Raw genomic sequence first — 26328 nt, forward strand, 5'->3', positions numbered from 1 at the left:
ATCAAAAATCCCAAGTTAACGCTTGGGGTTTTTGTTTTATCAGTGTCTATAAAAGCTGTCCATCAGCCATTCTTTATCAGAAATATTGTCATCAAACTGTCATCTGGCTTTCAACGTACTGTCATAAATGCTCGGTAGACTTAAGCGTAATTCGTATTGTTGTGGCGGACAAAATACCGCCGCAACGAGCCTTTTTATGCCAATCCAGCCAACAGCAAGGTGACTGATAATGACCGTATTGAATAATAAGCAACTGCTTGCCCATGAAGTCGTTGAAGACTCTAATCCTACGAATAATATTGACTTTCAAACCATTATTAGCCGCCGCTTGAACCGCCGCAGTATCTTAAAAGGTGGCACGGGATTGACGGCTGCTGCTTTTTTTGGTGCGCTGCCGTTGGTCGGCTGTAGTGACGACGATGACAGCAATACCATCAATAATAGCGCAGGCAACAATGCTGCTATTCCTGCACAGGGCGATCTTAAGCGTCCGGAAGCCTTGAAGTTTACCGCAGTAGCACATTCCACTGCCGAAACGATGAGCGTGGCTGAAGGCTACAAAGCGGAGATAATATTACCACTGGGTACGCCGCTCATGTCTGGTATCGATGATTGGAAAGACAATCGTGAGCAGTCTGCCGAGTCGTTCGAATGGCGCATGGGTGACAACCATGATGGTATGTGGTTCTTTGGCAAAAAAGGCGGCGCATATGATACCAAAGCGTCAGACAATGGTCTGCTGGTCATGAACCATGAGTACGTGAATAGTAGCGAGCTTAGCCCGTTTGGCTACTATGTGACTCAAGATAATGATGCTGCGCCGATATTCCAGAACCGTCGCCTCGCGAGCGATGTACGCCGAGAGGTTAATTGCCATGGCGTTGCGGTGGTTGAGATGAGTCGACGCACCAATGGGATAGGCTATGAGATGGTGACTGATTCAAAATACAATCGCCGTATTACCAGTAGTACCACGACGCAATTGGCGGGGCCTGTTGCTGGTTCTGATTTGGTTAAGACCAAATTTGACCCGACCGGTTTTCAGACTCGCGGCATCAATAATAATTGTGGTGCAGGGCTGTCACCTTGGGGCACGTATCTGACCACCGAAGAGAACTTCCTAGGGGTATTCGCGCGTGGACAAGATGCCAGTCAATTGAGTGCTGAACATAATTATGGTCGCAAGCGCTATGGGGCAACAGAGAACTTTGCTGGCTTTGAATATTTATGGCACACACCTGAGGCCAAAGACGCCAAAATCCCTGACGAATTCTCACGTTGGGACATGACTGCCGTTGGAGCAAGCGCTGCCGATGATTACCGTAATGGCTTTAATACCTTTGGTTATATCACCGAAATTGACCCGTTTGAGCCGCAATCCGTACCACAAAAGCGTACCGCACTAGGGCGTTTCGCGCATGAAAACTGTGCCTACGCGCCTGTTGAGCAAGGCAAGCCCGTGGTCTTTTATATGGGCGATGATGCACGCGGTGAGTATATCTATAAATTCGTCTCCAAAGCCACATGGTCAAATTCGGATATCGGTGGCGGCCTAAAAGCTGGTGACAAGTATATGAATGAGGGCACGCTCTACGTCGCGACCTTTAATGAAAATGGTCGAGGCGAATGGAAGGCACTGATTCATGGTCAAAATGGACTGGACGCTTCTAATCGCGACTTGCCTTTTAATGGACAGGATGAGGTTTTAATCTTTGCCCGTGCTGCTGCTGACGCGCTAGGTGCAACCAAGATGGATCGACCTGAATGGGTGTCAGTCAGCCCCATGACTGGCGAGGTGTACGTGACCTTGACCAATAATAAATATCGCGGCGAGCGTGACGACCAGCCCGTTTCAGCATCCAATCCGCGCAGCTATGAAGCAGGTGGCAAAGCGCGTGGCAATGACAATGGGCATATCATCCGCTGGGCAGAAGCGGGCGGCGATCATGCGGCAACGACCTTTGAATGGGATATTTATCTGTTTGCTGCGCCTAGTGGTTTGTCCGCAGAGAATTTATCGCAGTTAAATGCCAGCAATGATTTGTCCTCGCCAGACGGCTTATACTTTGACCCACGTGGTGTGTTGTGGATTCAGACCGATGATGGTGCGTATACCGATACCACGAACTGCATGTTACTGGCGGCGCTACCGGGCAAGGTGAATGATGGTGCGCTGACCACCACTTCGGCTGGGCAACAAACGCCAGTCGGCATGCTTGCTAGTGATAACAATATCAAACGTTTTTTCGTTGGTCCTGAGGGCTGCGAAGTGACAGGTATTACCATGACGCCAGATTTTAAAACGCTGTTTATCAATATTCAGCATCCTGGTAATACTTGGGGCGCCATCGCTGGTGGCAGTACGCCACGTTCAGCCACGGTCATGATTACGCGCGAGGATGGCGATGTTATACTGGCCGAGTCCTTTATATAAGCGATTAACTATATATAACAAATTTATAAAAAATTAATCAGTCAAAAAAATCCCAAGTAATGGCTTGGGATTCTTTTGTTTTTATGAGATCAATGACATCGTCTAAGGCTTATCTCTATAAAATTATTAAGTTATTTGTCAAGAAACATACGCGAAGGTCAAATCATTCCCTTCTATTTAGCTCATTTAAAGGATAGTATGTAAAACTAACCTTTTTGCTGAATGTTTCACTATTATGAATCGTCCAAATTTATCTTACGCTGATGGTGTTATCCCTGATAGCGCTAACAGCGATGCCCGCAACCGCCATGAACTTGAGGCGCATTTCGTCTCAGACGATAGCATGCCGCTGCATGGTGATTTGTACGAGCAAATAGACCAGCTTGAAGCCATCGATGTCGATGAGTTGGTCAAACTATTGGCAGATGATAATAATGCGACAACGTCGCGTGAGCCTATCTCGTTGGCTGATTTTTTTGAGGGCTTAGCACAGCTGGCGACGATGGGGGTGGTTGAGGTCACTGAGATTGTAGAAGCCATCCACCGCGAAGTTATCTTGCGTCCTTTGGGGCGTTTTAACGAAGGCAATGTTAACAATTGGCAACGTGGTATCACCGGACGCATCTATGGCACGATACGCCATATCATGCTGATGGTGGGCAATAATCTCGCATCGGTGCTGCGTATCTACAAAAACATCATTAGTCAAAAAAGTGCGCGACCACTACCAGATTCGTTAAAAAAGCTGGTCAATGTCCTCAATGGTGTCATGGGCGATCACCTCGTGAATAATGGTAATGCGCTTGCGGTGCCGATGGTGCTATACGACAGAGACGGCAATCTACAACGTGACGCGCTATCAGGGCGTGTCACCATTTTGTGTCATGGTTTGTGTATGAGCCACTTGAGCTGGCAATCGCGAGAAGGTAATGGTATCGATGATGCCATCAAGAACACCCAGCCAGACACTACTGTGCTGTTGCTGGACTACAATACTGGCCGACGCATCTCACGCAGTGGTCGTAAATTCTCGCAATTGCTAAAAGACTTAGTGGATAACAATCCAAACATCAGTCAGATAGATCTGGTCGGGCACAGTATGGGCGGCTTGGTCGCTCGTAGTGCACTGTTTTATGGTCAGCAAGAACGCTTGGATTGGGTCAAACGGGTGGGCAATCTTATCACGTTAGGCTCGCCGCATCATGGGGCTGTCCTTGAGCGCATCGGCAACCACGTCCAAGATATTATCGCCAAGCTACCCTTTGCAGGCTCACTTGCCAAGTTAGGCGATATGCGAAGTGCCGGTATTATTGATCTGCGTCATGGTAGCATTCGGGATGCTGATTGGAAGTCTCTAGAAGGTCGTAGCGTGCTACCACAAGATTTCCGCCATCCTGCACGGCTGCCAAGTGGTATCAAAACATATTTTGTCGCTAGTGCCTTGGTCGAGACTCATTATGATTCAAAGATGACAGATTTACTTGGCGATAGCTTGGTATCGGTCGCATCAGCGCTAGGCGAGGATGATGCCGAGCATGCGTTATTTGTCCCAGATGGTCATAAAGCGGTGTTTTATGGCGTCAATCATATGAACTTAATTCATAGTAGAAGGGTGCGTGAGCAAGTCGTTGAATGGTTGCTTGATAATGGAAAAAGCGATTATGCTGGTAGAACGCGCATATATTCTTATCCTAGAAGTTTGGCTGTGGCGGTGTAGGGAATTTTATTTTTCAATTCATTGTGAGCTCTGATAGTATCTTAAGTGTTAATGAGAACTTAAGTTTCTGTAATAAGATGTTTATTCAGAGCTATAGTAATACCTCAAGTCGCTTAACTAATATGATATTATGTGTTTTAGTTAAAGTCGATTTTCTAAAACACTGGCTAACATTATTAATAACCTAACCAGATAAGTAAAAGAGAGTGTTTGATAGTTATATGAAAGTTATTGATGCTGATTGTTTGATTGAAGACTCTTGTTTAGAAAGTGCCGACATTCCAACGTATATTGACTATATTCTTGATAAGTTGATAGAAGCATATTCTGAAGATAAAACCCCAATTCAAGTTGATTTCAGGAAGTTAGTATATTGGGTACCATATGCTGATTCCTACACACATTATATACATCCATATCCAGCTAAATTGATTAAGCACATTCCTATATTTTTCTTAAACTCTAAACGAATGCTTAATGGTACAAACAGAATAGTTTTAGATCCATTCTGTGGGTCGGGTACAGTTTTATTAGAGGCCATACTACATAATTACAATGCTTACGGTTGTGATGCTAACCCCTTAGCTACCCTGATTAGTAAGGTGAAAACTACATCTTTAAATCCAGAATTACTTTTAAGTGTAACTGAAAAAATTATAACTAATGCAAGGCGATATAGAAAATACGACTTACGTAATGTTGTAAACGTTGATCTATGGTTTTCCAAAGGAACACAACATGATCTATCACGTTTATTAAAAGCAATCGAAAAAATAGAGTCGCAAGAGGTAAGAGATTTCTTTTTGGTAACTTTCTCATCGATTATAAAAAAATGTAGTTATTCTGACCAAAACATGAATGTTCCAGTAAGAATAAATCCAGATAAATATAAATCAGTAGAGATGCAAGAAAAACTCAGGGAAAAACTGAAACTGTTAGAAAGCATTGATGTGTTTTCAGTATTTAGGAGGCAAGTAAGAAATAATATTCTAAGAATGGAAAAGCTTTATGAGAAATCTATTTTGCATAAAGCTAAAATTATTAGTAGTGACGCGAAGAACCTATCAAAATCCGAAGTTTTTGATAAAGAAAAAGTAGATTTTATTATAACATCACCGCCTTATGCTGGTGCACAGAAATATATTCGCTCCTCTTCTCTAAGCCTAGGTTGGCTTGGTTTTTGTGAAGATAAAAATTTACGTGATTTTGAAAAGTTAAATATTGGTAGAGAGCACTATAGTAAGGGTGAATATAAATCCTTAGCGAATACTGGAATCCGAATAATAGATGAAATGCTCCAGTCGATATGGACTATAAACCCTTTAAGAGCACATATAAATGGTAACTATATTATCGAGATGGAGCTATCGATAAGAGAGATGTATAATGTTCTTAATAAAAATTGTTATTGTGTAATAGTAATGGGAAATAATAAGGTTTGTGGTCTCGATTTTGAAACACAAAAGTATATTCAACTAATAGCAGAGAAAGTTGGTTTCTCAACCGAGTTAGTCTTAGTTGATGATATTCACTCTAGAGGATTAATGACTAAAAGAAATAAAACCTCTAGTGTTATGAACTCAGAATGGATTTTGGTTTTTAAAAAATGAATGAATTAAATTTTGAGGATAGTCTCACAGTTAAGATAAAGAAACTTTCAGAAAATATATGGGAGAACAAAGTTGATAATGTGGATATTGATAAATGGTTAGATAATTTTACAATCACTAACTTTGATACTGATATAGACAAACAAAAACTACATGCACTGTATTTGCTAAGTTGTTTCATGTATTTCGGTAATCGTGAGATAAGAGAAATGCTTAAATCAGTATTTAGAGATAAAGTTAAGCATCCCTTAATTAAATCTATAAGAAAGAGTAATAGTAATTCAAATAATTTCCAATTAATCAACAGTCAATATTTGAATAGTTTGAGGAAGGTTAGATTTATTGGCGTAGGTAATCCTGCTGAAAGTGGAACACATTTATTATATTATTTTCGACAAGAGAATAATTTATCGAGTAAATTATTTATAAATCAAAGCGAAATATTTAATTTTACTAACAATGAGAATGGTGTCGTTGGCGTAACTATACAGGATATGTCAATTAATAGGTATGTTTTTCTAGACGATCTGAGTGGTACAGGTACACAGGTTATCAAGCGTACTGCTGAAACTATTAAGACGATTAAAGCTCAGAATAGTGAAGCAGTGATTCAGTATGTAGCATTATTTGCTACAAAAGAAGCAATTAATAAAATTAAGGAAAAAGTAGACTTTAATGATGTTGCATGTATTTTTGAGTTGAATGATACATTTAAATGTTTTTCTACAGATTCTCGGTGCTTTCCTACTACAGTAAACCCTTCCATTGATAAGTCATATCTTGAAAAAATGAGTAGAACTTACGGAAAAAAAATATCAAGAAATCATGTTGATGCTTTGGGATATAATGATAGCCAATTATTACTTGGATTCACTCATAATACTCCAAACAATACATTGCCTATTTTTTGGTCAGTACGTAAACAGTGGCAACCAATATTCAAAAGATATAGTAAATTAAGCTAAATGGGGTAAAATATGGAAATGAATAAAAATCCTTTTACTACAATTAAAGCAAACGATTTGAATGATGATGAAGTAAATAAAAATTGGGTAGATTTAAGTGAGGCGAAGGGGTTGTTAGAGTATTTTTCGGCAAAATCCTTGGTAGCTAAGTACATTATTGGTGGTAAAGGTAGCGGAAAAACGCATCTAATGAGGTATTTTTCTTCTAGTGCACAGTTACTTAGAAATAAAGAAAATGAATTAAATGGTATTAAAAGTGATGGGTATTATGGTGTTTATTTTCAATCTAGTAGTTTACACGGTTCCCGATTTGATAATTTAAACATACCACAAGATCAGATTGATAGATTGTTTTCATATTCATTTGATTTATGGTTGGCAGGATTGTTTCTTGACTCATTGGTCAGATTAAAAGAAGAAAATAATTTTTTCGATAATGAAATGCAGTTTTGTAAAGATATAATAGATATATTCCAAAAAAATGATGATATGCAAGGTATTAAGAATATAGTAGAGTTAAAATATTGTATTGACGAAATTTCTCGGAAAATAGACTATGAAATAAACAATTCATTATTCAAGACAAGTATAAATGTTGAAATTTTGACTAATTATGGTGATCTTATTTTTGGAATACCAATAGCTCTAAGAAAATATTCTTCTTATTTTAAAAATGTCAATTTTCTTTATCTAGCAGATGAGTTAGAGAATATAAGTTTTAACCAGCAGAAATATATTAATACTTTAATCCGAGAGAAAAAAGATCCGGTAACTTTTCGTATTGGTGTTAGAAAACATGGTATGAAAACTTATGAAATAATGGGGTCTAACGAGAGTAATAAAGAGGGCCATGAGTTCGATGTTTTGCGACTTGATAGCATATTATCAGAAGAAAACTCCAATTATGAAAATTTTGCGATAAAATTAATAGTAAACAGACTGGTTTCTTCTGGTCTCGCAGAGGATGTTTTGTTGGTCAATAGCAAATTAAGCGAAGAAGAATTAGCTAGCAAGAGGAAAGAATATTTATTCAATCTATTTGAAAATCCTAATATAGAATATCTTGTACAACAAGACAAAAATTATTCTGAAAAAACTTTAGTTAAATTTGTCAATAAGTGTAATAGAAAGTTAGGAAAAGAGAGTAGTGAATACATCAAAAAAAATCTATATGTTGAGAAAAATCCAGTCGTGGAAAAGGCTGCAATTCATCTATTCAGTCAAAGATGGTCTAAGTGCAAGCCCACTGAAGAAGAGCTCTTAAAAGTTTCTGATAAAATAAAAGTAAACTTAGATGAGTTTGAAGCGACAGGAAAAGGTGATATAAAGGTTAAGCTTGATAAATACAGAACTAACTATATAGGCGCTATTTTGAGGGAAAAGCATGGAAATAATTCATATCAATACGTAGGTTTGCCTAATTTACTATTAATCACTAAAGGGTTTCCTAGGCATATTATTACCTTGCTTAGGCATATATATCAGTACGAAGTATTTGCTGGAAGAAAACCGTTTGATCCTAATTTTAAAATTAGTGCCAAATCCCAAATATTATCTCTGAAAGAAGCTGCAGACTGGTTTTACAATGATAGCGTGAGTGAAGGTGAGTTAGGTAAAGAGGTAGCATTATTTATTAATAAACTATGTGAGATATTTAGAATTGAGATGTATGCAGATAAACCAGTTGAATGTTCTGCAATTAGTTTCTCAATTAATATGTCTCAGTTAAGTCCTGATTTTGTCAATATAATTAGGTGGGCAGAGAGAATACGAGTTATTATTTCTCACGATGATAAACGACAGGATAAAAATTCACAGAATATCTCGGATAAGTATCATTTAAATGGGCTGCTCTGCCCTAGATGGGGGCTTCCAATTAGTAGAAGAGGATCTTTATCACTAACAACTAACAATGCTGAACTGCTCATAGACTCTACTAAGGATGAGCTATTCAATAAGTTTAAAAATGAATTTGAAAACTCTAGGAATGCTCCATTCTCGACCACTAGTATTTCTGAAGTATTAACACAACAGCTATTGGATTTTTAGAATGGATTTTTCTTTTTTTTATCGAGATGAATTAGAATTAAATAACGATATTAATTGGGACTTATTTCTATCTTCATTTAATAATAGTGACCGAGTTAAAGACGTTTTCAGAGATATTACTGCTACGTCTAAATTTTGGCTAATACAGCCAGAGTACGACTTTTCGACAGCTGAAATACCAAATTCAAATGTAATAGTGGTAAAAGGAAAAAATGAACTAGAACAGTTGCAATCTCTAGATAGCTCTTTAAATCTGAGTCAGTATATTGATCAACGCGTATGTATTGATATAACAGGATTTATGAGACCACAACTAATTCTCCTACTGAGGTATTTAAAAAACGAGAATTTTAAGTCAGTAGATTTTATTTACAGCGAACCAAGTATATACAAGAGTAAGGAGAAAACAGAATTCTCTTCGGGATCTGTATATGAAACTAGACAAATAACAGGTTTCCAAGGTAGTAATAATGCTAATGATAAAAGAGATTTGATCATTATTTTAGCAGGATACGATAAAAATTTGATAGGGAGAGCTGTTCAATATAGTGAAAATGCTGATGTTGTGATGCTTTTTGGTTTTCCTTCCTTACAACCTGATATGTACCAAGAGAATATTTTATGCACTGTTGAGGCTTATGACTCCATGGGTGAGAAACCTAAAGATCCATTGTTTGCTCCGGCATGGGATCCATTTGAGACAGCCTCTGCTTTAATTAATTATATAGACGACAATAAGTGCTTACGCAAGTATAGGCACGTGTATATTTGTCCACTCTCTACTAAGCCACAAGCATTAGGAGCAGGATTAGCTTGGATGTCACGTTATGAAAATGAAGCTGTAAGTTTAATATATCCTTTTACAAAGAATTATCAAAAAGAGACTTCAACTGGTGTTGCTAAAACTTGGCTATACACAGTTGAATTTGATAACTTGTAAATATAACCTTGATTTAGACTAAACAAAAACCCTCAAGCAGCATACTTGAGGGATTTTTATAATAATTGGTTTGCATTAATACAAATTAGTCAGCAAATACTGCTGCGACATCGTCTTTATTAAATTTATAAACTTCACCGCAAAAGCCGCAATCCATCTCAAACGTACCGCCTTGCTCTTCGACGATCTCTAAGGCTTCTGCTTCACCGATTTGCTCAATCGCCATTTCACACTTCTCGCGTGAGCAGGTACAACCAAATGCCAAAGCAACAGGATCGGGCGCTACGACGTTTTCTTCGTTATATAAGCGATAAATAATCTCGTTGGCATCCAGCGTGGTCAATTCTTCTGCTTTTACTGTACGAGTTAGCACACTTAAACGTGTCCACAAATCATCATCGATGCCCGCGTCTTCGTTTTGCTCGACTTCATAGGTTTCCTCAGCCGTACGCGGTAGCATCTGTACTAAAATACCACCTGCCTGTAGGCCATCAGACGCCAAGTTAATCAGCGTTGGAATCTGCGCAGATTGCTTTTGATAATGCGCTAAGCAGTCAGCCAAGTTGTCATGACTGCGCTCGACGATACCTTGGTACGGCTCGCCACCATCAGGCTGGATATTGATAAACAATACGCCTTGTCCCGTCGCGCCCAACTCAGCAAAGGCTTCTTTGGCATGGGTCATATTATTCCAAGCTTGCACTTGTTCATCGGTGTCGCCTTTCCAGCTGGCAAGGGCGCGGATGATACCGTCTTGATCACATTCTGCCATTGCCCAATTGAGCAGGCTATCGCTGTCTGATGATTGCAGTTGAATCGATAGACGACCATTGATTTTAACGGTGCTGATCAGCAAACTTGCCGCTGTCAGCATTTCACCCAATAAGCGTTTTAGCGCTTCAGGATAAGGCTTTTGGGCAATGGTGCTCGCATAGCTGCGTGATAGGCGCACCACGTCACCGCGTACGGGCGAGTCTTCGATAAAAAAGCGTTGGCGGATATCGTTATCAGTAGGGTTGCCAGCAGTTTGGTTGTCCACATTTGGGACTTGAGTATCTTGGGTCATAAGTCATTTGTAGTATTAAGAAGTTGTTAGCTTTATGGGGATTGCTCAGGATTTATCAATCGTATTTACTCGATTGCTTTAAAGTCTGAAGACATTTATTTAGCATAAATGTCATTATTAATTAACCTGATGTTTATCAATATATCTGTCATTGTGTACTTCAATGTATCTGTCGATATTTCTTGCAATGGCTGGCTTTCATTCAATCGTTGCGTCTTGGTATAGCACTTAAAAATGAAAGTCGTCGTTTCATTAAAAAAAGTTTACCACCACCCGCAAATTTGTTGTACAGTAACATTAAGTTGCATTATGATAAATAACAGCAACAACTGCACGGATGCAGGGCGATACTGTCAAATCAATAAGCTTCATGTCGCTCAAGTATCCTTTCAATATTGTGATAAAAGGATGTATCTCATGACCTACTTATTCTCCAAACCGTTGACTCTGGTTGCGTTTATGGCATTAGCCCTAACGGGCTGTAATAATAGCAGCCAAACCACTGACGAGTCAGCAGCAGGCGATGCGACCACCACAGAAGCGGCAGCAAATCCTAACGGTACGCTACAAAAAATCAAAGATTCAGGCACTATCGTCGTCGGTCACCGTGACTCCTCTATTCCATTCTCTTATATCGCTGATGATCCTAATCAGCCTATCGGCTATGCCCATGATTTAGAAATGAAAGTGGTGGAAGCGGTCAAGCAAAAGTTAAACATGCCCGATCTAAAAATTCGTTATAACCTGATCACCTCACAAACCCGTATCCCATTGGTACAAAACGGTACGGTAGATTTCGAATGTGGCTCAACGACCAACAACGAAGAGCGCCAAAAACAAGTAGCGTTCTCCAATGGTTTCTTCGAAATCGGCACTCGTCTATTGACCAAAAAAGATTCAGGTATCAATGATTTTGCTGACTTAAAGGATAAAACCCTAGTCACCACATCGGGTACGACCTCAGAGCGTTACATCCGTCAGTACAACGATGATAATAAAATGAATACCAATATTATCTCAGCAAAAGATCATGGCGAAGGCTTCTTAATGCTAGAAAACGGCCGTGCGGATGCCTTTATGATGGATGATGTATTGCTGGCTGGCGAAAAAGCCAAAGCAAAAAATCCTGATGAATGGGTCATCGTCGGTGAGCCACAATCGTTTGAGATCTATGGTTGTATGATGCGTAAAGATGATCCTGAGTTCAAAGCTGTGGTCGATGAAGCGCTTGCTAATGTTTATAGTTCTGGTGAGATTAATAGCATCTATGACAAATGGTTCTTGAACCCAATTCCACCGAAAAACGTCAATCTAAACTTTGAGATGTCAGACAACTTAAAAGCTTTGATTGCCAATCCGCATGATAGCGCTCAGCCTAAAGCTGCGACTGCGCAATAACGTTACTTGTCCCACCACATAGCTTGCTGACGTGCTCAGAGTCATAGGTAAAACCCATCTGGCGCGTCGGCTTATCAATCGCTGCTCGGAGAGCCAACCATGAATTATAGCTGGAACTGGGGTGTGCTCTTTGAGCATACCGGTATCGGTAGCGAGCTTTATATCCATTGGATGATGACGGGTCTTGGCTGGCTGCTATTGATTGGTAGTATTGCTTGGACAATCGCCATAGTCGTCGGTACCGTCTTTGGTATCATGCGCACCTTACCCAATAAGACCGCGCGGACGATCGGTACGGCGTATGTGACGTTTTTTCGTAATATTCCTTTGCTTGTCCAGCTATTTTTTTGGTTCTATATCGCCCCCGGCTGGTTGACACCAGCGATACAGGACTGGTGGTATCGGGACCTATCGCCCAACACTTCAGCCATGCTTTCAGCCAGTATTGGTCTTGGTTTGTTTACCGCCGCTCGTATCGTCGAACAGGTACGGACAGGTATCGAGTCATTACCCCAAGGGCAGATCAATGCCGCTTACGCGCTGGGTTTTAGTATTCCACAAGTCTATAAAGAAGTGCTGTTACCGCAAGCCTTCCGCATCATTTTGCCACCGCTGAGCTCAGAGCTGACCAACTGTTTTAAGAACGCGTCTGTCGCTTCCTTAGTGGGGGTGATGGAGCTGATTAGCCAAACCAAAACCATCAGCGAGTATACGCAAAATAGTATTGAGATTTATACGTATGCGACGATTATCTATTTAGTATTTAACCTGTCATTGATTGCCATTATGGGCTTTATTGAACGCAAACTGCGTGTGCCGGGGCTTATTGCAGGGAGTCAGAAATGAGTATGATGACCGAACTTGCTACTGCTTATCCTGGTCTCATGGACGGTATGCTCATGACTTTAAAAGTACTGTTTTTGGCGATTGTTGGTGGCATCAGTTTAGGCACGGTATTGGCATTGATGCGCTTGTCAGGTATCAAAGCGCTTGAAATACCAGCAAAGTTATACGTTAATTACTTCCGCTCTGTACCATTGTTATTGGTGCTGCTGTGGTTTTATTTTGCCGTACCGATGATTTATTTTTGGGTAGCAGGTAAGTACCTACAGCTTGATGCCGCTTTTGCTTCTTGTGTCGTCGCCTTTATGATGTTTGAGGCCGCTTACTTTTCAGAAGTGGTGCGTGCTGGTATCCAGTCGATTGGTAGTGGACAGGTTAATGCCGCTAAAGCCTTGGGCATGACTTATGGGCAGACCATGCGCCTTGTGATTTTGCCACAAGCATTTCGCAAGATGCTGCCACTGATTTTGCAGCAGTGTATTATCTTATTCCAAGATACGACGCTAGTTTTTGCCATTGGTTTGACGGATTTTTTCCGCGCCGCTTACGTTCGTGGTGAGTTGATGGGTCTATTGACACCTTATATCTTAGGTGCTGGAGCAATTTACTTTATCATCAGCTTGAGCGCCTCTATCGGCGTGCAGCAATTACAAAAGCGCTTAAGGTTTTAAGCGTTTTAATCAAAGCTTTTTAGTTGAATAGGTTGAGTCTGATACTTTTACTAAAGTACTTTTATTTAATAATGATTACCGAACATAATGTGGTTAGGAGCCAGTGATGAATGAGCCAGTGATAAATAGTGCTGACACTTATACAAATGACTTTGGCGGACTGGTCACAAATAATGGTCATGCGACTGATGAGATGGTCATTGAAATAGACAGTGTCAGTAAGTGGTATGGCGACTTTCAAGTGCTGACTGACTGTACCGCTCATGTCCATAAAGGCGATGTCGTCGTGGTCTGTGGTCCATCAGGTAGTGGGAAATCCACCTTGATTAAAACGGTTAATGGACTTGAGCCTTTCCAAAAAGGACAAATTATCGTTAATGGTATCTCTGTTGGCGCACCTAAGACTAATTTACCTAAGCTGCGTAGCAGTGTGGGAATGGTATTCCAGCATTTTGAGCTGTTTCCGCATTTGACCATTATCGATAATCTGACGGTCGCGCAGATTAAGGTATTGGGTCGTAAAGAGAGCGAGGCCAAACAAAAAGCCATGGCCTATCTTGACCGCGTCGGACTGACGGTACAAGCCGCGAAATATCCTGCGGAGCTATCTGGCGGTCAGCAGCAGCGGGTGGCGATTGCGCGGGCCTTGGCGATGGATCCGGTAGCCATGCTATTCGATGAGCCAACCTCTGCGCTTGATCCAGAGATGATTCAAGAGGTGCTCGATGTGATGGTAGAGCTGACCCGTGATGGTATGACCATGATGTGTGTGACCCATGAAATGGGCTTTGCCAGTCAGGTTGCCAACCGGATTATCTTTATGGATGAAGGTCATATCGTCGAAAACTGTAGTAAAGATGAGTTTTTTGAAGGCGCAAAAAGTGAGCGCGCGCAGATGTTCTTGTCAAAGATTCTCAATCATTAGAGATGGCTACTAAAAACAGCTACTTTGTTATTTGAAGCTTTTATAAGTAATATTTATCAATAGCGTCTATTAATAGGCGCTTTTTTTGTGCCCACAGCATATCAGTAGATTTATATAGGACTGACTATATATGAGTGAATGGCTGTTTACTGATACAATAGCAGCCAATATGTCAAAAATTAAAATAATTTATAAACGATATTGGAGCTAATATGAGTGTAGAAAATTCATCAGTAGTGGCGAGCAATCCATCGGCAGGTATTGTCATTGTTGGCGCAGGATTGGCTGGCTGGCACGTGATTGATGCGATCCGGACTAAAGATAAAGACATTCCGATTACTTTAATTACTGCTGATAATGGTGATCGTTATCATAAACCAATGCTAACGATGGCGATTAGCCAGAAGAAAAGCGCCGCCGATTTGGTGCGGGCTACAGGTAGTGATGCCGCAGAGGCTGCGCAAGTGACGTTGCTGGCTAATACGCATGTGATAAATATTGATCCTGTGAGTCAAACATTGCAGATTGCATCTAGCACGCAGTCGGAGACATCGACAGCGATAAGCTATGACAAGATGGTACTGGCAATGGGCGCACATCCTATTTTCCCAAAAAGCTTGCCTGAGGATTTGGTCTGGCACGTCAATCATATTGAGCGTTTTGGTCAGCTGCAAGAAAAGCTAGCAAGCGGCAGTCAGCACGTTGCCATTGTAGGGGCGGGCATGGTTGGGACAGAAATCGCCGAGGATTTACTCAAGGCTGGTCATCAAGTAACGCTGATTGATTTAAATGATGCACCGCTTTCACAAATGCTACCGTCAAAAGCGACGGCACGTATTGCTCAAGCGGTCAAATCACAAGGGATTAACTTTTTGGGCGGCTATCAGATAACTGAAGTTATTCGAATAAGTGATGGCAACAATATTGGAAAGTTACAAGTCAGCTATGAGCCATTAGATGCACAAAACACAGTGTCTTCGCAGTCCGAACCATTAATCGTCGATCACGTGATTGCCAGTACCGGTTTGACGGTTGATGATAAATTGCCTGCTGCTGCTGGCGTTGAATTCAATCGACGTACCGGTATCGTGGTTGATGCGACAACGTTGCGTACTAATACTTCTAGTATTTACGCCATTGGTGATTGCATGTCTATCAATGGCGTCGCTTGTCGTTATGTTGCACCGCTGCGTGCGCAAGCTGCGACCATTGCCGATGATATTTTAGGTCATGACCACGACGGCTATGAGCATAAGCCTCCGATGATTCGTCTAAAAAATAAAGCCATCTCTGTCATGGTTACTGGCGTACCGCAAGCGGTAGGTAATTGGCAGATAACTACTGAAACGGATGAAGAGTTAATCATGAATTTGTTAGATGATAACAATGAAGTCAGTGCGACAGTAACGATTAAAGCGCCCGTTATACTTAAATCGTAATGGTTAAAAGAAAAGCTTCTAACGTTAAGTCAGTGTTGCCATCCTAAGGCAGCGCTGGCTTTTTTTATTCACATGTACCACATCTCTTGTATCGATATTAGACTTAAGAACGCTTCAGTCTAATATCGATACATATCGTATTATTATTGATATTCTTTAATTTAAAGCACTGTATTATTGGTTAGAACTTAGTTTAGTTTAATCACAATCTGTGGTGATAAATCTATAGCGATAAAGAGGATGCGTTAAAAACTGTTCAAGGAAAAATATCACATTTACTTTGGTAGCCTATTTTTATAGCACTGCTAAAAAAACCTCAACCGTAAAACGAAAGGACTCGTTATGACTCAGCTTGCCGATTTCGACAATATTCTCAATGACAAGATTCTTAATGACAGTATTCTCAATAATGTTCCCAAAGTTAATATAGGTGCGCGCTCAGCGAATGCGCCACTCACCCAAAGCCATGACAAAGGACTTGATGTACCGCTAATTGAGGCGACCATCGGAGATTTTTTTGATGCCATTGTCAATAAATATCCTGAGCGTGAAGCCTTGGTTTCTCGCCATCAAAATATCCGTTGGACTTACCGTGAGCTACAGGAAAAAGTCAATCAGTTAGCCAGTGCCATGATTGAGATGGGACTTGAGATAGGTGATCGTATCGCTATTTGGTCGCATGACAATGCTGAATGGTTGCTGATGCAATTAGCAACAGCAAAAATTGGCGTCATCTTAGTCAATATCAATCCTGCTTATCGAACGTTTGAGCTGCAATATGCGCTGAATAAACTGGGCTGCTCGGCCTTGGTATTGATGCGTCATTTTAAAACCAGTGACTATACGCAAATGATTCGTGAGCTATGTCCTGAAATTTATCATAAAGACTATACTCAGCTTGATTTGGTCGAGATTCCTACCATCGAGCGCATTATTTGGATTGATGAACCAGAAAGCGATGAGGACTTTAATTTTATGCAGAAGTTCTCTACGTGGATGGCAGAGGGAGATGCAAACGACCCTCGCGTAGCGGAACGCCAAGCTCAGCTTAAGAATACTGACGCTATTAGTGTGCAGTTTACCAGTGGCACGACCGGCACACCCAAAGGCGTCACCTTAACGCATCGCAATATCCTAAATAACGGCTATTTTATGGGCGAAGGAATGAGGCTGACAGAGGAGGATAGGTTGTGTATCCCATTGCCACTCTATCACTGCTTTGGCATGGTGGGCAGCAACTTAGCTATTTTAACTCACGGTGGTTGCGCGGTTTATCCTAACGATGGTTTTGATCCGCTAACGGTATTGCAGACGGTCGAAGAGGAGAAATGTACCGCTTTGCTTGGTGTACCGACGATGTTTATCGCGGAGCTCGATCATCCAGAATTTGATAGCTTTGATTTGTCCAGTTTGCGCACGGGTATTATGGGCGGCTTGAGCTGTCCTATCGAGGTCATGCGCCGTGTCATGGATAAGATGCACATGAGCGAGGTCACGATTGCTTATGGAATGACTGAGACCAGTCCAGCCTCTTGTCAGACCAGCTCGCAAACGCCCCTTGAAAAGAGAGTATCGACAGTAGGGATGGTGCTGCCAGCGCTTGAGGTCAAAATCGTCGATACCGAAACGGGTGATGTCGTCCCGATTGGAGAAACAGGCGAATTACTGACATACGGCTACGCGGTCATGAAAGGCTATTGGGGTAGCCGCTTTAAAACCCGAAAAGCCATTCAGGATGGTTGGATGTACACGGGTGATTTGGCAATGATGGACGAAGATGGTTATATCACTGTGGTTGGGCGTAGTAAAGATATGATCATTCGTGGCGGCGAAAATATTTATCCAGTAGAAGTTGAGAACTATCTCTATCGCCATCCAAAAATTCGTGATGTGCAAATCGTTGGTGTTCCTGATAAAAAGTATGGTGAAGTATTGGCGGCGTGGATTATTCCAAAAGAGCCGGGTAGCTTAAACGAAGAAGAAGTGCGTCAATTTTGTCGTGACCATATCGCTCATTATAAAGTGCCGACCTATTTTCGCTTTGTGACTGACTATCCAATGACCGTGACTGGTAAAATTCAAAAATATAAAATTGTTGAGCAAATGATAGAAGAACTGCTCCTAGAATAAGCGTGTACTATTAATAATAACTGGAAAAGCCAGCTTTATACTATTATGGTATAAGGCTGGCTTTTCTAATGTAATTCATATAAAAGAATGGTCATTTGGTAATCAATGATACGTTAATTTTATATATTCTTTTTAAATGATACGTAGTGTATTACTATTATTGACAGCCTTTCATTGATAACGGTATAGTAGCGACATGCTAGGTAAGAGCTGTACAACGGAAAAAGCTCTAATCACACGCAACTCATTAGCACCGTATAAAGTAAAACGAAAGGACTCGTTATGACTAAAAATCCTGATTTTGATACCATTCTAAATAATATCCCCAGCATCAATATGGGCGCGCGCTCAGCAAATGCGCCACTTACCCAAAGTTATGATAAAGGTCCTGATGTGCCGCTGATTGAAGCGACCATTGGTGATTTCTTTGATGCGATTGTATCAAAATATCCAGAGCGCGAAGCACTGGTCGTGCGCCATCAAAATATCCGCTGGACGTATCGTGAGTTACAACAGCATGTCAATCAGCTGGCTAGTAGTATGATTGAGATGGGACTTGAGATTGGTGATCGCATCGGTATCTGGTCGCACAACAATGCTGAATGGCTTTTGATGCAATTAGCGACCGCGAAAGTCGGCGTTATCCTCGTCAATATCAATCCTGCCTATCGTACCTTTGAGCTGCAATATGCGTTAAATAAACTCGGCTGCTCAGCACTCGTGCTCATGCGCCATTTCAAAAGCAGCGACTATGCAGGTCTCATCCGTGAGCTGTGTCCCGAGATTTATCATAAAGATTATACTCAGCTTGATTTGGTCGAGATTCCAACCATTGAGCGTATCATTTGGATTGATGAACCAAACTCTGATGAAGCGTTTGGTTTTATGCAGAAGTTCTCTGCTTGGATGGCGGAAGGCGATGCCAACGATCCACGGGTTGCCGAGCGTCAAGCCCAGCTTAAAAACACCGATGCTATTAACGTCCAATTTACCAGTGGCACGACAGGGACGCCAAAAGGCGCGACGTTAAGCCATCGCAATATCTTAAATAACGGCTACTTTATCGGTGAGGCCATGAATCTCACTGAAGAAGACAGGCTGTGTATTCCAGTACCTTTATATCATTGCTTCGGTATGGTGCTCGGTAATTTAGCGATTCTGACGCATGGCGGCTGTATCGTTTATCCGAACGATGGCTTTGAGCCGTTATCAGTCCTGCAAGCAGTCGAAGAAGAGAAATGTACTGGTCTGCATGGCGTACCGACGATGTTTATCGCCGAGCTTGACCATCCTGAGTTTGAAAATTTTGATTTATCGACTTTGCGTACTGGCATTATGGCCGGCTCTAGCTGTCCGATTGAAGTCATGCGCCGTGTCATTGATAAGATGCATATGAGTGAGGTCACCATTGCTTATGGCATGACTGAGACCAGTCCCGTTTCCTGCCAGACCAATGAGCATACGCCGCTTGAGAAGCAAGTATCGACCGTTGGTTTGGTGCAACCTGCGCTTGAAGTAAAAGTCGTTGATACTGAAACGGGTGAGATTGTACCCTTAGGCGAAACTGGCGAGCTCCTGACCCGTGGTTACTCAGTGATGAAAGGCTATTGGGGCAGCCGCTTTAAAACCCGCGAAGCCATTCAAGATGGCTGGATGCATACCGGTGATTTGGCCACCATGGACGAAGATGGCTATGTCAAAATCGTTGGTCGTAGTAAAGACATGGTTATTCGCGGCGGTGAAAATATTTATCCTGTCGAGATTGAAAACTATTTATATCGCCATCCAAAAATTCGTGATGTGCAAATCGTTGGCATCCCAGATGAGCGTTATGGTGAGGTGCTTGCGGCATGGATTATTCCTAAAGAGCCAGATTGCCTGACTGAAGAAGAAGTGCGCCAGTTCTGTAGCGAGCATATCGCTCATTATAAAGTGCCGACCTACTATCGCTTCGTGACCGAATACCCGATGACCATCACTGGCAAAATTCAAAAATATAAAATTATCGAACAGATGAAAGAAGAGCTAGGCTTATAGTAAGCTTGCTTATTAGGTCTGAAACATTTAGGTTTTAAACATCACGGATTAATCATGTGAGTAACGCTTAAAATAAACACCAGTTAAAATAACTCGCATAATATAAAAAGCTACTCGCATTTACGTATCAAAGAAAAGGGATATCATGAGCGCTATCATAACCAGTAAACTGAGTCCAAACGCTGCTGAATTTCAGCAAAACAGTGCCGCCATGCAAGCGGTAGTCGATGACCTATATGTGCACTTGCGTAAAGTCGTTCAAGGCGGTTCAGAGCGTGCGCGAGCTAAGCATCTAGCACGTGGTAAGCTACTACCTCGTGAGCGTGTCGAGCGTTTGCTTGATGTCGGTACGCCATTTTTAGAAGTCGCTCCGATGGCGGCGCACGATATGTATGGCGAAGAGATTCCCGCTGCTGGCGTGATTGCGGGTATCGGCCGTATTAACGGCACTGAGTGTATGATTGTCTGTAATGATGCCACGGTAAAAGGCGGCACTTACTACCCAATGACGGTCAAAAAACACCTACGTGCACAAGAAATTGCCCAAGAAAACAACCTACCTTGCGTATATTTGGTGGATTCAGGCGGTGCTAACTTACCCAACCAAGATGACGTATTCCCTGACAAAGAGCACTTCGGCCGTATCTTTTTTAATCAAGCCAACATGAGTGCTGCAGGCATTCCACAGATTGCCGTGGTCATGGGCAGCTGTACGGCGGGCGGTGCATACGTACCAGCGATGAGTGATGAGTCTATTATTGTTAAAGACCAAGGCACCATCTTTTTGGGTGGCCCGCCACTCGTAAAGGCAGCAACCGGCGAAGAGGTCACTGCCGAGGACTTAGGCGGCGGCGATGTACATACGCGTCTGTCAGGAGTCGTCGATCATTTGGCGCAAAACGATACTCATGCACTATCGATTGCGCGTAATATCGTCAGTCATCTCAATCGTCCTGCCAAGAAAATTCCGAATCAAATCAAACCACGTCCACCACGCTATGATGCCAAAGAGCTATACGGCGTTATTCCAACAGATAAGCGTAAGCCATTTGATATCAAAGAAATCATCGCTCGTATCGTCGATGACAGCGCCTTTGATGAATTCAAAGCACGCTTTGGTACCACGCTGGTTTGTGGTTTTGCTCATATCGAAGGTATGCCAGTTGGCATCATCGCTAACAATGGCATCTTGTTTAGTGAGTCGGCGCAAAAAGGCACACATTTCATTGAGCTGTGCTGTAAGCGTAAAATCCCGTTGATATTCCTGCAAAACATAACTGGTTTTATGGTTGGTCGAAAATACGAAAACGAAGGGATTGCTCGTCATGGCGCCAAAATGGTGATGGCGGTTGCTAACGCGAAAGTGCCGAAATTTACCGTCATCGTTGGCGGCTCATTCGGTGCCGGTAACTACGGCATGTGCGGCCGTGCTTATAGCCCACGTTTCTTATGGATGTGGCCAAATGCGCGTATCTCTGTAATGGGCGGTGAGCAAGCAGCCTCAGTACTGGCGACCGTCAAGCGTGATAATTTCGACCGTAAAGGCGAGGAATGGAGTAGCGAGGACGAAGCAGCATTTAAAGCCCCAATTCTCGATATGTATGAAAAGCAAGGTCATCCATATTATGCAACGGCACGTCTCTGGGATGATGGGGTTATTGATCCTGCCGATACCCGTAATGTACTAGCATTAGCGCTTAGTGCGGCTCACAATGCACCGATTGAAGAGACAGCTTTTGGTGTCTTTAGAATGTAGATTAGTATTATATTTTCGTTGAGAGAATGCTTTAGTTTAAAATGAAAGCTGTGTTACTAAGGTCAGTACGTGACTGGTAAAAAAAATTTTCTTGCGTGCTGTACCTATGCCGACAGAGGCTGCGAAAATTTCTACCAGTCACCCATTTCTTTTCGAAGATAGAATGACGGTGTTAGAAGTAAAAAAGAACATTACGCAAAACTATCTGTAAAAAAAGACATGCAAAAGTTATCACAAAACATTGAGAAAAACCTATATGAATAATTATAAAAGCCTATTGGTCGATATTGAGCAGCACGTGGCTACGGTAACATTAAATCGTCCTGAGATACGTAATGCCTTTAACGATGAAATGATTGCTGAGTTGACCCATGCTTTTAAGACGCTTGGTAATGATGAGCAAGTACGCGTCATCGTCTTAGCGGCTGCTGGTAAAGCCTTCTGTGCTGGCGCGGATCTGAACTGGATGCGCGCGATGGCAGATTATAGCTATGAAGAGAATCTAGCCGATGCGGATAAGCTCGCGCAAATGCTTAAGACCATTTATGAATGTCCTAAGCCAACGATAGCTGCTATACAAGGTGATGTCTATGCAGGTGGTATGGGTTTAGTCGCCGTTTGTGATGTAGCAATCGCGGTGAGAATCGCCAATTTCTGCTTGAGTGAAGTGCGTTTAGGGTTAGCGCCTGCAACGATTAGCCCTTATGTGATAAAGGCATTGGGCGCACGAGCTTCGCAGCGCTATTTTTTAAGTGCAGAAGTATTCGATGCTAAAAAGGCGCGTCAGTTGGGCTTTGTCCATGAACGCGTCAGCGAAGAGTCGCTTGACGATGCCGTTGCGGCGTTTTGCGATAAAGTGGTCAAAAACAGCCCCGACGCGGTCAAAACCTGCAAACGTTTGTTGCATGAAGTCACGGGCGCACCCATTACCGATGAATTGATTGCCGCTACGGTAAAAGGCATCGCTGATATCCGTTCATCAGAGCAAGGTAAGGAAGGGGTGCAAGCATTTTTACAGAAGCGCAAGCCTGACTGGCTGACCGCAGATTAATAATAGAAGAGACTTTTGTTAAATTGACGTTAAGTTAACAGCAGATGTCATTTTTTTTAAAACAGTCACACGTGAACATCAACCTATATTTTATTATTTATCATTATTTATTAATGTCACAAACGAATGTTAAAAACGATAAAAACGACAAGACACAGGGATAGTTATGTTTTCTAAAATTCTAATCGCCAACCGTGGTGAAATTGCCTGCCGTGTTGCAGCAACTGCCAAGCGTCTGGGTGTAAACACCGTCGCTGTTTATTCTGATGCTGACCGTGAAGCTAAGCATGTCGCTGTCTGTGACGAAGCGGTTTATTTGGGCGGATCGTCTCCCAAAGACAGCTATCTTAAAGGCGATGCTATCATTGCGATTGCTAAACAGACTGGTGCAGAAGCAATTCACCCAGGTTATGGGTTTTTAAGTGAAAATGCGGATTTTGCGCAAGCCTGTCAGGATGCAGGACTGGTCTTTATTGGTCCATCCGCTGATGCGATTCGCGCGATGGGCGGCAAGTCTGAGTCCAAGCGTTTGATGGAAGCGGCTGGCGTGCCACTGATACCAGGTTATCATGGTGACAATCAAGATGCCGAGTTTTTAAAACAGCAAGCGGACAGCATTGGCTATCCAGTACTGATTAAAGCCAGTGCGGGTGGTGGCGGTAAAGGCATGCGTATCGTGGAAAAAAGTAGCGATTTTATTGGTCTATTAGACTCCTGTCGCCGCGAAGCCATTACCAGTTTTGGCAATGACCAAGTATTGATTGAAAAGTACGCGCTAAAGCCACGCCATATCGAAATTCAAGTATTTGGTGATACGCATGGCAACTATGTGCATCTGTTTGAGCGTGATTGCTCGGTACAACGCCGCCATCAAAAGGTATTAGAGGAAGCGCCAGCTCCAGGTGTTGACGCTACAATGCGTGAGGCGATGGGCACAGCAGCTATTGAAGCGGCGCGTGCGGTCAATTATTTCGGTGCAGGCACGGTTGAATTTATCGTTGAGCAGCGCGAAGGCTCTATGAATTTTTATTTCATGGAAATGAATACCCGTCTGCAAGTTGAGCATCCGGTTAGTGAAGCCATTACGGGTGTCGATTTGGTCGAGTGGCAACTCTTGGTCGCCGCCGGTCAGCCATTACCTAAGCAGCAAGATGAGCTGGCGATTAATGGTCATGCGATTGAAGCGCGTATCTGTGCTGAAAACCCTGACAATGGTTTTTTACCTGCGACAGGTACTTTATTTACCTATCGAAAGCCTGAGCACAGCACCTTTGTTATTAATAACGACAGCGCAGGCGTGCGTATCGATGATGGGGTACGCGAGGGTGATGTCATTAGCCCGTTCTACGACTCTATGATTGCCAAGCTTATCGTTCATGCGCCCACTCGCGAGCAAGCATTGGCGAAACTTGATCGCGCATTGGGACAAACGCGCATCGTTGGCTTGCCAACTAACGTGGCATTTTTGCGCTACATTCTCAATACTGAGTCGTTTAGTAAAGCCAACCTCGATACCGCATTGATAGAGCGTGAGGCAGACGAGCTGTTTAACCAGCATCCGCTTGAGTTATCGACGCTTGCTGTGACTGCCATTACTCAGCAGCTTGCGAGTGAAGGGATTGTACAAGACGCAGATGCAGATCCATTTAGTAAACCTACTGGTTTCCGTGCTTATAGCGATTACACAAGATCGTTTAGCTTGGTTTATGATGAACAAGCTTATAGCGCCCGTATTAGTAATTGGCACAATGCGAATGATGCTGACAGCAAAAAGGGTAGCGATACTCTCAGCAGCTTTACGTTGGCCATTGAAAAAGAGATCGCGAGTAACGACACTCAAGATAATGTCAATGTGGCCGCTCAGACAGAGAGTGTTTATGAAGGTGAAGTCAGCTACGCCAGCAGTGACGCACACAATCATACTTTATGGCTAGAAGGCGCACGTATTAGTGCTCAAAGTTGGGTACATAATGAGACCGTTTATGTGTTCACAGATAGCGGTCGGGACGAGATTACGCTGATTGATATTATGGCACATGTGGGCGAAGAGTCTGCAGCGGTCGGTAGTTTGAAGTCACCAATGCCAGGGCAGGTCGTTGCCTTCAAAGTGGCTGTCGGCGATAGCGTGAAAAAAGGCGAGCCACTTGCCGTTATTGAAGCGATGAAAATTGAACATACCATTACCGCACCAACTGACGGCGTGGTGGCAGAATTGTTATTTGCGGCGGGTGACTCGGTTGCTGATGGTGATGAGTTACTGCGCATCGACACAGAAGCTAGCGAAGCTTAAGAACTGAAGTATAAGAACAATAAAAGGATAATAACCATGAGCCATTCGTATCCAGACCATGTCACCATCGTGGATGTCAGCCCACGTGATGGCCTACAAAACGAAGCCATGACGGTACCGACGGCGGTTAAGCAAACGCTTATCAACGATTTAATCGCAGCAGGCGTCAAGAAGCTTGAGGCGACCAGCTTTGTCTCGCCAAAATGGGTGCCGCAAATGGGCGACAACAGTGAGCTAATGACCGCGCTTGCAGATAATAGGCATGATGACGTTATGTATTCGGTACTCGTGCCAAATATGCGCGGTTTTGAAAATGCCATTGTACATCGTCCTGATGAAATAGTAATTTTTGGCTCAGCCAGTGAAACCTTTAGTCAAAAAAACATCAATTGCAGTATTGATGAAAGTATTGAACGTTTTGCACCCGTTGCCGCTGCCGCAAAAGAGCAGGGCATCAAAGTGCGCGGTGTTATCTCTTGCACGGTCGGTTGCCCTTATGAAGGCGAGATTGACCCTAGCCAAGTGGCTTATGTGACTAAGCGTTTGGTTGAGATTGGTTCAGAACAGATTGGTATTGCCGATACGATTGGGGTAGGTACGCCGCTGAAAGTACAGCGCGCGCTACAAGCCGCTTTAGAATATGCCGACATCGCTATGCTATCAGGCCATTTCCATGATACTTATGGTCAAGCAGTCAGTAATACCTTAGCCGCACTACAGATGGGCGTCAGCGAATTCGATACCTCAGTGGCTGGGCTTGGCGGTTGTCCATATGCCAAAGGCGCAACGGGTAATGTCGCTACCGAAGACGTTGTCTATATGCTGCATGGCATGGGTATCAGTACTGGTATTGACTTGGATAGACTGGTCGTAGCTGGCGAGCGTATCAGTGAGTTTCTAGGTCGCCGCAATGGGTCAAGCGTGGCCCGTGCGTTGACCAATAAGCGTCAGTCCTAATTAAATGCGCTAAAAATATAATGGCTTTAAAGACGAATTAATATTTAATA

18 protein-coding genes are annotated in these 26328 nt (G+C 42.6%); 17 read left to right on the plus strand and 1 reads right to left on the minus strand.

The genetic code is table 11. The annotated features are described in order from the left end of the window. Positions 1-229: 229 nt before the first annotated feature. The 6 genes from ACSUPM_RS02090 to ACSUPM_RS02115 all read left to right on the plus strand — a co-directional run bounded on the left by ACSUPM_RS02090 (position 230) and on the right by ACSUPM_RS02115 (position 9715). Complete coding sequence (locus ACSUPM_RS02090; protein WP_352286815.1) at positions 230-2434, plus strand: PhoX family protein; 2205 nt, start codon at positions 230-232, stop codon at positions 2432-2434. 235 nt (positions 2435-2669) lie between these two features. Continuing rightward, positions 2670-4151: an alpha/beta fold hydrolase gene (locus tag ACSUPM_RS02095; protein ID WP_201565785.1), complete on the plus strand. Its 1482-nt coding sequence runs from the start codon at positions 2670-2672 to the stop codon at positions 4149-4151. Between the two features lie 221 nt (positions 4152-4372). After that, the gene (locus ACSUPM_RS02100; RefSeq protein WP_201565787.1) at positions 4373-5761 is read left to right on the plus strand and encodes a DNA methyltransferase; all 1389 of its coding nucleotides are present in this window, start codon (positions 4373-4375) and stop codon (positions 5759-5761) included. Then, positions 5758-6726, plus strand: coding sequence for a phosphoribosyltransferase-like protein (locus ACSUPM_RS02105; protein WP_201565789.1), 969 nt, complete (start codon positions 5758-5760; stop codon positions 6724-6726). The genes ACSUPM_RS02100 and ACSUPM_RS02105 overlap by 4 nt, the downstream gene beginning before the upstream one ends. 12 nt (positions 6727-6738) lie before the next feature. Continuing rightward, positions 6739-8775 (plus strand): ORC-CDC6 family AAA ATPase, encoded by a 2037-nt coding sequence (locus ACSUPM_RS02110; protein ID WP_201565791.1) that lies wholly within the window; start codon positions 6739-6741, stop codon positions 8773-8775. Between the two features lies 1 nt (position 8776). Further along, entirely contained in the window at positions 8777-9715 is a 939-nt protein-coding gene (locus ACSUPM_RS02115) for a hypothetical protein (RefSeq protein ID WP_201565793.1), read from the plus strand. A gap of 85 nt (positions 9716-9800) precedes the next feature. On the opposite strand, the gene ACSUPM_RS02120 is transcribed toward ACSUPM_RS02115, so the two are convergent. Continuing rightward, on the minus strand, positions 9801-10781 hold the full coding sequence (locus ACSUPM_RS02120; RefSeq protein WP_101211768.1) for an Hsp33 family molecular chaperone HslO: 981 nt from the start codon (positions 10779-10781) through the stop codon (positions 9801-9803). Positions 10782-11198: 417 nt separating this feature from the next. On the opposite strand from ACSUPM_RS02120, the gene ACSUPM_RS02125 reads away from it, so the two are divergent. From ACSUPM_RS02125 to ACSUPM_RS02175, 11 genes are all read left to right on the plus strand, one after another. Continuing rightward, a complete protein-coding gene (locus ACSUPM_RS02125) occupies positions 11199-12179 on the plus strand; it encodes a glutamate/aspartate ABC transporter substrate-binding protein (protein WP_198015427.1) in 981 nt (326 codons plus the stop codon). 99 nt (positions 12180-12278) lie between these two features. Beyond that, on the plus strand, positions 12279-13025 hold the full coding sequence (locus ACSUPM_RS02130) for an amino acid ABC transporter permease (protein WP_201577258.1): 747 nt from the start codon (positions 12279-12281) through the stop codon (positions 13023-13025). Continuing rightward, positions 13022-13693, plus strand: coding sequence for an ABC transporter permease subunit (locus tag ACSUPM_RS02135; protein ID WP_025651658.1), 672 nt, complete (start codon positions 13022-13024; stop codon positions 13691-13693). Before ACSUPM_RS02130 ends, ACSUPM_RS02135 begins: the two co-directional genes overlap by 4 nt. Before the next feature lie 193 nt (positions 13694-13886). Beyond that, positions 13887-14618: an amino acid ABC transporter ATP-binding protein gene (locus tag ACSUPM_RS02140; RefSeq protein ID WP_173239201.1), complete on the plus strand. Its 732-nt coding sequence runs from the start codon at positions 13887-13889 to the stop codon at positions 14616-14618. A 212-nt stretch (positions 14619-14830) separates the two neighbouring features. Further along, the gene (locus ACSUPM_RS02145; protein ID WP_025651656.1) at positions 14831-16057 is read left to right on the plus strand and encodes an FAD-dependent oxidoreductase; all 1227 of its coding nucleotides are present in this window, start codon (positions 14831-14833) and stop codon (positions 16055-16057) included. 342 nt (positions 16058-16399) lie between these two features. Then, positions 16400-18187 (plus strand): AMP-binding protein, encoded by a 1788-nt coding sequence (locus ACSUPM_RS02150; protein WP_201565799.1) that lies wholly within the window; start codon positions 16400-16402, stop codon positions 18185-18187. A gap of 282 nt (positions 18188-18469) precedes the next feature. Further along, the gene (locus ACSUPM_RS02155) at positions 18470-20224 is read left to right on the plus strand and encodes an AMP-binding protein (RefSeq protein ID WP_201565801.1); all 1755 of its coding nucleotides are present in this window, start codon (positions 18470-18472) and stop codon (positions 20222-20224) included. 145 nt (positions 20225-20369) lie between these two features. Next, positions 20370-21980 carry a carboxyl transferase domain-containing protein gene (locus ACSUPM_RS02160; protein ID WP_201577492.1) on the plus strand — a complete coding sequence of 537 codons (1611 nt, stop codon included), beginning with the start codon at positions 20370-20372 and terminating at the stop codon, positions 21978-21980. Positions 21981-22236: 256 nt separating this feature from the next. After that, positions 22237-23031, plus strand: coding sequence for an enoyl-CoA hydratase/isomerase family protein (locus tag ACSUPM_RS02165; RefSeq protein WP_201577494.1), 795 nt, complete (start codon positions 22237-22239; stop codon positions 23029-23031). A gap of 166 nt (positions 23032-23197) precedes the next feature. Beyond that, complete coding sequence (locus tag ACSUPM_RS02170; protein WP_350587766.1) at positions 23198-25321, plus strand: acetyl/propionyl/methylcrotonyl-CoA carboxylase subunit alpha; 2124 nt, start codon at positions 23198-23200, stop codon at positions 25319-25321. A gap of 36 nt (positions 25322-25357) precedes the next feature. Then, entirely contained in the window at positions 25358-26278 is a 921-nt protein-coding gene (locus tag ACSUPM_RS02175; protein WP_201577580.1) for a hydroxymethylglutaryl-CoA lyase, read from the plus strand. Positions 26279-26328 lie beyond the last annotated feature (50 nt).

The organism is Psychrobacter okhotskensis, assembly GCF_965638355.1.
Lineage (GTDB): Bacteria > Pseudomonadota > Gammaproteobacteria > Pseudomonadales > Moraxellaceae > Psychrobacter > Psychrobacter okhotskensis.

Excerpts from the sequence above, each read along its gene's own strand:
- ACSUPM_RS02090 (WP_352286815.1), top strand. The coding sequence starts at position 230 with ATGACCGTATTGAATAATAAGCAACTGCTTGCCCATGAAGTCGTTGAA.
- ACSUPM_RS02095 (WP_201565785.1), top strand. The coding sequence starts at position 2,670 with ATGAATCGTCCAAATTTATCTTACGCTGATGGTGTTATCCCTGATAGC.
- ACSUPM_RS02100 (WP_201565787.1), top strand. The coding sequence starts at position 4,373 with ATGAAAGTTATTGATGCTGATTGTTTGATTGAAGACTCTTGTTTAGAA.
- ACSUPM_RS02105 (WP_201565789.1), top strand. The coding sequence starts at position 5,758 with ATGAATGAATTAAATTTTGAGGATAGTCTCACAGTTAAGATAAAGAAA.
- ACSUPM_RS02110 (WP_201565791.1), top strand. The coding sequence starts at position 6,739 with ATGGAAATGAATAAAAATCCTTTTACTACAATTAAAGCAAACGATTTG.
- ACSUPM_RS02115 (WP_201565793.1), top strand. The coding sequence starts at position 8,777 with ATGGATTTTTCTTTTTTTTATCGAGATGAATTAGAATTAAATAACGAT.
- ACSUPM_RS02120 (WP_101211768.1), bottom strand. The coding sequence starts at position 10,781 with ATGACCCAAGATACTCAAGTCCCAAATGTGGACAACCAAACTGCTGGC.
- ACSUPM_RS02125 (WP_198015427.1), top strand. The coding sequence starts at position 11,199 with ATGACCTACTTATTCTCCAAACCGTTGACTCTGGTTGCGTTTATGGCA.
- ACSUPM_RS02130 (WP_201577258.1), top strand. The coding sequence starts at position 12,279 with ATGAATTATAGCTGGAACTGGGGTGTGCTCTTTGAGCATACCGGTATC.
- ACSUPM_RS02135 (WP_025651658.1), top strand. The coding sequence starts at position 13,022 with ATGAGTATGATGACCGAACTTGCTACTGCTTATCCTGGTCTCATGGAC.
- ACSUPM_RS02140 (WP_173239201.1), top strand. The coding sequence starts at position 13,887 with ATGGTCATTGAAATAGACAGTGTCAGTAAGTGGTATGGCGACTTTCAA.
- ACSUPM_RS02145 (WP_025651656.1), top strand. The coding sequence starts at position 14,831 with ATGAGTGTAGAAAATTCATCAGTAGTGGCGAGCAATCCATCGGCAGGT.
- ACSUPM_RS02150 (WP_201565799.1), top strand. The coding sequence starts at position 16,400 with ATGACTCAGCTTGCCGATTTCGACAATATTCTCAATGACAAGATTCTT.
- ACSUPM_RS02155 (WP_201565801.1), top strand. The coding sequence starts at position 18,470 with ATGACTAAAAATCCTGATTTTGATACCATTCTAAATAATATCCCCAGC.
- ACSUPM_RS02160 (WP_201577492.1), top strand. The coding sequence starts at position 20,370 with ATGAGCGCTATCATAACCAGTAAACTGAGTCCAAACGCTGCTGAATTT.
- ACSUPM_RS02165 (WP_201577494.1), top strand. The coding sequence starts at position 22,237 with ATGAATAATTATAAAAGCCTATTGGTCGATATTGAGCAGCACGTGGCT.
- ACSUPM_RS02170 (WP_350587766.1), top strand. The coding sequence starts at position 23,198 with ATGTTTTCTAAAATTCTAATCGCCAACCGTGGTGAAATTGCCTGCCGT.
- ACSUPM_RS02175 (WP_201577580.1), top strand. The coding sequence starts at position 25,358 with ATGAGCCATTCGTATCCAGACCATGTCACCATCGTGGATGTCAGCCCA.